The sequence below is a fragment of the Alteromonas sp. KUL17 genome, from assembly GCF_006538305.1.
Classification (GTDB): Bacteria; Pseudomonadota; Gammaproteobacteria; order Enterobacterales; family Alteromonadaceae; genus Alteromonas; species Alteromonas macleodii.
Genome location: NZ_BJKJ01000016.1, coordinates 96,934 through 103,345 on the forward strand (window position 1 = coordinate 96,934; position 6,412 = coordinate 103,345).

At 41.4% G+C, this 6,412-nt stretch carries 4 protein-coding genes; 1 reads left to right on the forward strand and 3 read right to left on the reverse strand.

Annotated elements, in window-relative coordinates:
- Positions 1 to 12: 12 nt before the first annotated feature.
- The 3 genes from prsT to xdp1 (KUL49_RS14395) all read right to left on the reverse strand — a co-directional run bounded on the left by prsT (position 13) and on the right by xdp1 (KUL49_RS14395) (position 4,885).
- Complete coding sequence (gene prsT, locus KUL49_RS14385) at positions 13 to 2,826, reverse strand: XrtA/PEP-CTERM system TPR-repeat protein PrsT (protein ID WP_131137737.1); 2,814 nt, start codon at positions 2,824 to 2,826, stop codon at positions 13 to 15.
- 105 nt (positions 2,827 to 2,931) lie between these two features.
- Complete coding sequence (gene xdp1, locus KUL49_RS14390) at positions 2,932 to 3,762, reverse strand: exosortase-dependent surface protein XDP1 (RefSeq protein ID WP_131137738.1); 831 nt, start codon at positions 3,760 to 3,762, stop codon at positions 2,932 to 2,934.
- 187 nt (positions 3,763 to 3,949) lie between these two features.
- Positions 3,950 to 4,885, reverse strand: coding sequence for an exosortase-dependent surface protein XDP1 (gene xdp1 / locus KUL49_RS14395; RefSeq protein WP_131137739.1), 936 nt, complete (start codon positions 4,883 to 4,885; stop codon positions 3,950 to 3,952).
- A gap of 375 nt (positions 4,886 to 5,260) precedes the next feature.
- Here xdp1 (KUL49_RS14395) and pssA point away from each other — a divergent pair, with 375 nt between their 5' ends.
- The gene (gene pssA, locus KUL49_RS14400) at positions 5,261 to 6,064 is read left to right on the forward strand and encodes a CDP-diacylglycerol--serine O-phosphatidyltransferase (protein WP_014950059.1); all 804 of its coding nucleotides are present in this window, start codon (positions 5,261 to 5,263) and stop codon (positions 6,062 to 6,064) included.
- Positions 6,065 to 6,412 lie beyond the last annotated feature (348 nt).

Genomic DNA, 6,412 nt, shown 5'->3' on the forward strand with positions numbered 1-6,412 from the left:
GCGAAGAGAGCCTTATAGGCTCTCTAATAGCGTTCTTGCTTGAGGACGCTTAAAGAAAGGGCGTTCCACTTTTACTGCATATTCTAACTCTTTTTTCGCCTCTTCAATTCTATTGAGCTTGGCTAGCGTGTAGCCCAGATGATAGCGAATATTTGGGTCGTTGGCGTCTCTGGCGAACGCATCCCTCAGCATTTTAAGGCTGCCTTCATAGTCTCCTTGTAGCGCTTTGATGTGACCGTAGGTATCCAATATTTTTGCTGAGTTTGGTTGAAGCTCGTAGGCCTGACGTGCATAGTTTTTTGCAGTGACTAGCGATTCCTCGATATGCATGATCGCTAGGCGATTGTAAGCCTCAGCAGGGTTGAGTAAGTTTGGTTGCTCAACAAGTTCCTTGTAAAGCGCTATCGACTCTTCGAACTCTTGAATGAAGAATAAGTATTGCGCCAACAGGTTTTTTGCCAGCAGATTGTTTTCATTCTCGCCCACCAGTTTTCTTGCCGTATTCAAGAATACATCGACAAACTGATCGTTCAGTGCGTAGTTGTAAATGGCAACAAAAGCCTGTGCAAAAGTAGCGTCTACGTCTAACGCTTTTTCAAACTCTTTGATAGCTTGTTCACTGTTTCCCTTATTTGCTGCCAGTCGGCCTTTCAAAAAATAATAAACCGGATTTTGTTGTTGGTTTGCGGGAATGGTTGTTAGCAATGATTGTGCTTTGTCGTTGTTTTGCATGTCGAGCAGTAGGCTCACATAACGCAACGTGACAAACGTACTTGTATTCGCTATTTCATACGCTCGGGCCATGGCGTCTAAGGCGTTTTCATCATTATCAACACTTCGAGCTTGATCAGCATATGCGATAAGCTTGCCGGCATCGTCATTGATAAAATTCCTCACAATACTTAGCGTTTTTTCTGCATCGGCACGTTGACCTGCTTCTAACTGAAGCGCTGCTTTTCGAAGGAGATAATCGGCGTTGTCGAAATCGTCTTTGATTAAGAGGTCTAAGTGATAGAGCGCATTTTTTGTGTCGCCTTGTTGTTGATACAAAGATGAAACGCGCTCTCTCGCTCCAGTATTTGAAGGCGTGAGCGTCAATATATCGAGATAAATTTGCTTAGCTTCTTCTAGATTTCCTGCTTTGCTTAAATTGAACGCTTTCAGCATCAGCGTTTCATTATGTTGGGGAGACAGAGCAAGTAACTCTTCTACTAGCAGGTTAGATTTATCGACATTTCCTAAACGGCTTTCCGTTGCTGCTAAATTGAATTTCGCAGGGAAAAGCGTCGGGTTTTGCGCTAGCGCTTTTTCTATGTTGATCTTGGCTTCTTCTAATCGACCCTGTCTAATCAAGATACCGGCTTTAAGATTGAAAACTTCTGCTTCGTTTGGAAACAATGCGCTTAGTAAGTCAGCGCCTTTTAATGCATTCTTAAACTGCTGAGCTTGTAAATTCATCAATGAATAAGTGAAAAGAAAGCCGGCATTATCCTTGTAGGTAGATAAGTTATTTTCAAGAATCGATAGCGCTTCATCTTGCTTACCTCTGGCAGCCATTAATTTAATCTTAAATAGCTGGAGCTTGTTTTCATTCGGGTATTTATATTCAAGATTTTGCAAAAGTCGCTCGGCTTTAAAGGCTTTGTTTTGGCGAATAAATAAGTCACCTAAAAGCAGTGCTGAGTCTGGGTCTTCCATTAACGCATCCTGATGACGTTCAAGCAGGGCAAGGGCCTGTTTATCTTGTTGAGTCGCCATGTAAACTTGGCTCAACATCAATACCGCCTGTAAGTCATCAGGCTCTTGTTGCAGATAAGCGTTAAAATCTTTCGCGGCTGTCTCCATGTTGTTATTAAAGAAGTTAGTTAAACCACTTATGTAAAGCAACATGGGCTGTGAGGTAATAAGCTCAGGATCCAGTTGAGCCATGAAGTCGTTAAGTTCTTTTAGTTTTTCGTTATCGATAGCTTGCTGGTTGTCTCTGCTTTGTAACCAGCTATTAAGTAAAATGGCCAGCGGATCATTGGGTGTATCTTGGATTATCTCATCTACGAACAGTTTTGCCGTGTCGTAGTCTTTCGCTTCTAAATACAAATCAACAAGATTCCTTAATGCAATGGGATCTTCTCGATTAAAAGTCAGCGCTTTCTGTAAATGTGCGGTTGCAGCGTCTGTATCACCCTGTCGGTATGCGAGTTGCCCCTTCAATCGCCATGTTATTGCATTTTCTGGTTCTAACGACATAGCTTTATTGATAAGCGAGGTCGCTTTGGATAAATCTTCATTTTGAAGAGCAATGGACGCCAACCCGTTTATTGCTGGTACGAAGTTAGGTGTACGTGAAACGATAGTGTTGTAGTCACGTAAGGCGCATGACTCATCCTCCAGTCTAATACACGCCGTTGCGCGAATTAAAAGCCACTCACGTTCTGCATCGCCCGACAGTTTGTTTGAATCAGAAAAGTCTACAATCTCTTTGTATTTGTTTAAGAACAACCATGTGTTGCCAAGCGGCTCTGCCAAAAGGTTGATATCGGCACCCATTTCAAGCGCTTCTACGAACTCCATTTCAGCGGCAGTTAAGTAGCCATTAATAAGCAAAATTTCACCCATCAGTATTTTTGCTGCTAGGTTTTCTGGGTCTTTTTGCAAGCTGTTTTTAAGATGGATATAGGCTTCATCGTAGGCATTTTGATTAAACGCAGTTAGCGCTTTTTCATAGTCTTCAGATGTTGTAGCGTGGCTGCTAAATGAGAGAAAAGAAGTGGCAACTGCAGAAATAAGTGCACGACGTACAACACCCTTTTTATTATTACAAAAATCCATATATACCTTCGAAAATTAGCCTAACTGCTGGCTTAAAAATAGCATAAAAAAAGGTGGCTTAAGCCACCTTCTAAAGATACGTGTTTTCTACGTGTTTTTAAACCATTAAACGAGACGCTTGCGGCGATAAAGCATCAGTCCGATACCCATTAGCATTAGTGCCATAGCACCAGGCTCATTGACGTCGGTTGTCGTGTTTTCGCCTTGTCTAGAAATACCTAGCGAGGCTAGTTTAAAGCCTGAACCAGTGAAGTCATCCATACTACCGTTTGGATCAAAATAAGTATTGTATGCGCCGATAAGCCAATATTTTGCTTCGGTCAAAGTAGGATAGGTTACTTCATACTTCCCAAGCCCTTGCGGTGTTCTAGAAATATTCTTATGTGTGACCGAAGTGATGGCACTTGATGAAGCAATATTTTCCCATGTAGTTACAGTGTTCGATGCGTTTTTAAATATGTCGATATCATTGAATCCAACAACGGTTAACTGTTGTTCGTTCCCGGCACCAGTAAGATAGTTGAACTTCGTATTAGTAAGTGCTACTTCTTCACTAAATGAGAAAAGCACCATGTCGAAATCGTATTTCCAGTCACCTTGGTTGTTATCAATAGTATGCCAATCAGTAAGGTTGCCACCATGGTCTCTATTGCGCATTGACAAGCCGTATGTCTTCGAATAACTAAGGCCGTTTTGTCTCACTACACGGTCATCACCGTCGGTGTCAGAATATTCTGTGTCCGCCCAAGTCGTATAAGAAACGTAGATATCAGAATTATCGATTTTAATTGAGTTAGTTGTAGGCTCAAATCCTTTGCTAACTTTCTGAGCAATCATATCGTAGTTGTAGTATTCGAGCATTGAATCACCAGCGTAAGACGCTGACGTACAGATTAAAAGCAACGACGAAAATGAAAATTTTAACAGCTTGTTCATAGTTATTGGCCTTACAGCTTAAATTCAACAAAGAGGCAAATTATTTTTTCTCCAAGCTGGAATTGTGCCAATTTTTCAAGTGTTTGTTTTTATGGGTTTTTTGTTGTATTAAGGTGCGAGGGAAAGGAAGTGAGTAAAAAAAACTGACAGGTTGTACCACCTGTCAGTGATCTAAAGTCTAATTTCTTCAAATGGTTTTTTTACGGCGCCACATTACGAAAAGTGAACATGCCATAAGTAGCCCAATAGTGCCAGGCTCAGAGACTTCGGTTGGATCTGGTGTACCCGCAGTTTCTGTAATTGAAAACCCAATGTTGGCGAGTTTGAAAGCGTCATTGTTAAATTCTCCACCAATATTTCCAAATACTGTATTGTATGCCCCTACAAGCCAATATTGTGCTGACTCAGTAAACGTGAAATCTGCACGGTGATCTAAATATTCACAACTCTCAATGTCGAATGAAGCTGACGTTAGTGCATCTTCAACGATATGACTCCATGTGTTAACGCCAGACGTTAGTTTAGAGGTGTTACTAAGCGCAGCCACAGACACTTGACTATCTCTACTGTCATAAAGCCAAGAAAAACTGGCGCCAGTTAGTGTTACCGCATAATCAAATGAGAGCAATATAAAATCATAATCTCTTTCTACATTTGTGAAGCGGTAGTTTTTCGAGTTATCGCTGCCGCTAGAGAAGTAATTGAGGTTATCAATAGCGTGATCGGCACCGCCGCGATAGTACGCTTCATCATTGTTTGTTATGCCGTAAGCCCATTTATCTGAGATTTTTTCTAACTTGGCGCCAACGACTGTTTCGCCGGTAACTCCTTGTGTGTCAGAAAAGGCGGACATACTAATATTTAATCCGTCTATTTGAACAAAGGAATTATTCGTCTGATTGGTTTGTGTCACTTTGTCATCGACTAGATCGTAGGTGTATTCTCCCAACGGAGAGTTACATACATTGCTTTGTTCGTTGCTTTGGCTCGATGACCCACAGTGAGAATAACTTTGCTTTTTATAGTAGGTAGCGAATGCTGAATTCGCACTCAGGGTAGATAGCAAAGCTGTGGAAAGTAATAGTACAGTTTGCAAAGAAAACGTTTTTTGTAGCGTTCGCATAATTGCTTTCCTATATATGAAGCGCAAAGCACTTCAAGTACAAGCCGAGTGATGTGTGCGCACATTATGCGAACACAAACTTGGTAGTACCTAATTTCAACATGGACTTGTATGATATATGAACGGTGAGCTATTTAAGGTATGTAACCGTATACCTAGTTATTAGTTGTTTGTTTAATCGTGAGCATACGCGGCCTGAATAAATAGAAGCCAAGCGCCGGCATTGTGGTAGGAGTACGTGTAATCAATGCAAAGCTAATAACGTTTTGCAACGGCGTTATGTAAAGGAACGAGGCAGTCTTTTTACTTTGCTATGCGTTCCTAGATATCTGTGAAATAATTAACGCAATTGTATATGTAGAAGTATGAGGACATATGTCTGATCAAAAACGTAAAGGGATATACTTACTTCCCAACTTATTAACAACAGCAGGGTTGTTTTCGGGTTTCTTTGCTGTGGTTTCGTCAATGAACGGCAGGTTCGAAGCCGCGGCAGTGGCTATCTTTGTTGCTATGATTTTTGATGGCTTAGATGGGCGTGTGGCAAGAATGACGAACACGCAAAGCGACTTTGGTGCTGAGTATGACTCAATGGCAGATATGGTTTCATTTGGAATGGCACCTGCACTTGTTGCTTATAATTGGGGGTTAACTGAGCTGGGCAAGTTAGGCTGGTTAGCGGCCTTTATATATGTAGCGGGTGCAGCTCTTCGTTTAGCTCGCTTCAATACGCAAGTTGGTATTGCCGATAAGCGTTTCTTCCAAGGTCTTGCTAGTCCGGCAGCAGCTGCAGTTGTCTCTGGTCTTGTATGGGTTGGAGTTGAGTATGACGCTGTTGGTACCGACTATGGTTTAATCGTTGCTGCAGTAACTGGCTTGGCAGGTTTGCTGATGGTGAGTAACTTTAAGTACAATTCTTTCAAAGAAGTTAATTGGCACGGTAAGGTTCCATTTGTAGGTCTTCTTTTAGTTCTCTTGATATTCGTTGTTGTTGCAACAGAACCCGCTTTAGTATTGTTCCTTGTTTTTGCACTATATGCGTTAGCTGGGCCTATCAATACTTTCCGTACCGTTGAGAAAGTAACGTTAGACGATGTAGTGGGCGATCATGAAGAAGATGCAGACTTCAATGCCGATAAAAAGAAAAGCAATGAAAGTGTAGACAATAAGCAGGAATGATTACGTAGCAATAATCAAATGTCTTCGCTCAATATAAAGAGGATATGCCTTTTTGAGCTGATAGAATAAGGATATACAAGCGTAAACGCATGCTTAATGTACTAATAGATCAAAAAAGCGACCGAACGGTCGCTTTTTTTGTATTTATTTTAAAAAAAGGGTGTTGACGATGCTGCAGGAATGCGTAGAATGCGCGCCTCCTCAACAGGGAACAGCAAAACGCTAACAACTGATGAGGATGTCAAAAACCAAGTTTAAAAATAAATAAACAAAAGTTGTTGACAAAAAAAAGATGCGCTGTAAGATACGCATCCGCTTCGGGAGAGGCAGCTAGCAAAAGCTAGTAAC

What these genes read in the sequence shown, in the direction of transcription:
- prsT (WP_131137737.1), bottom strand. Translation starts at nt 2,826, where the DNA reads ATGGATTTTTGTAATAATAAAAAGGGTGTTGTACGTCGTGCACTTATT.
- xdp1 (WP_131137738.1), bottom strand. Translation starts at nt 3,762, where the DNA reads ATGAACAAGCTGTTAAAATTTTCATTTTCGTCGTTGCTTTTAATCTGT.
- xdp1 (WP_131137739.1), bottom strand. Translation starts at nt 4,885, where the DNA reads ATGCGAACGCTACAAAAAACGTTTTCTTTGCAAACTGTACTATTACTT.
- pssA (WP_014950059.1), top strand. Translation starts at nt 5,261, where the DNA reads ATGTCTGATCAAAAACGTAAAGGGATATACTTACTTCCCAACTTATTA.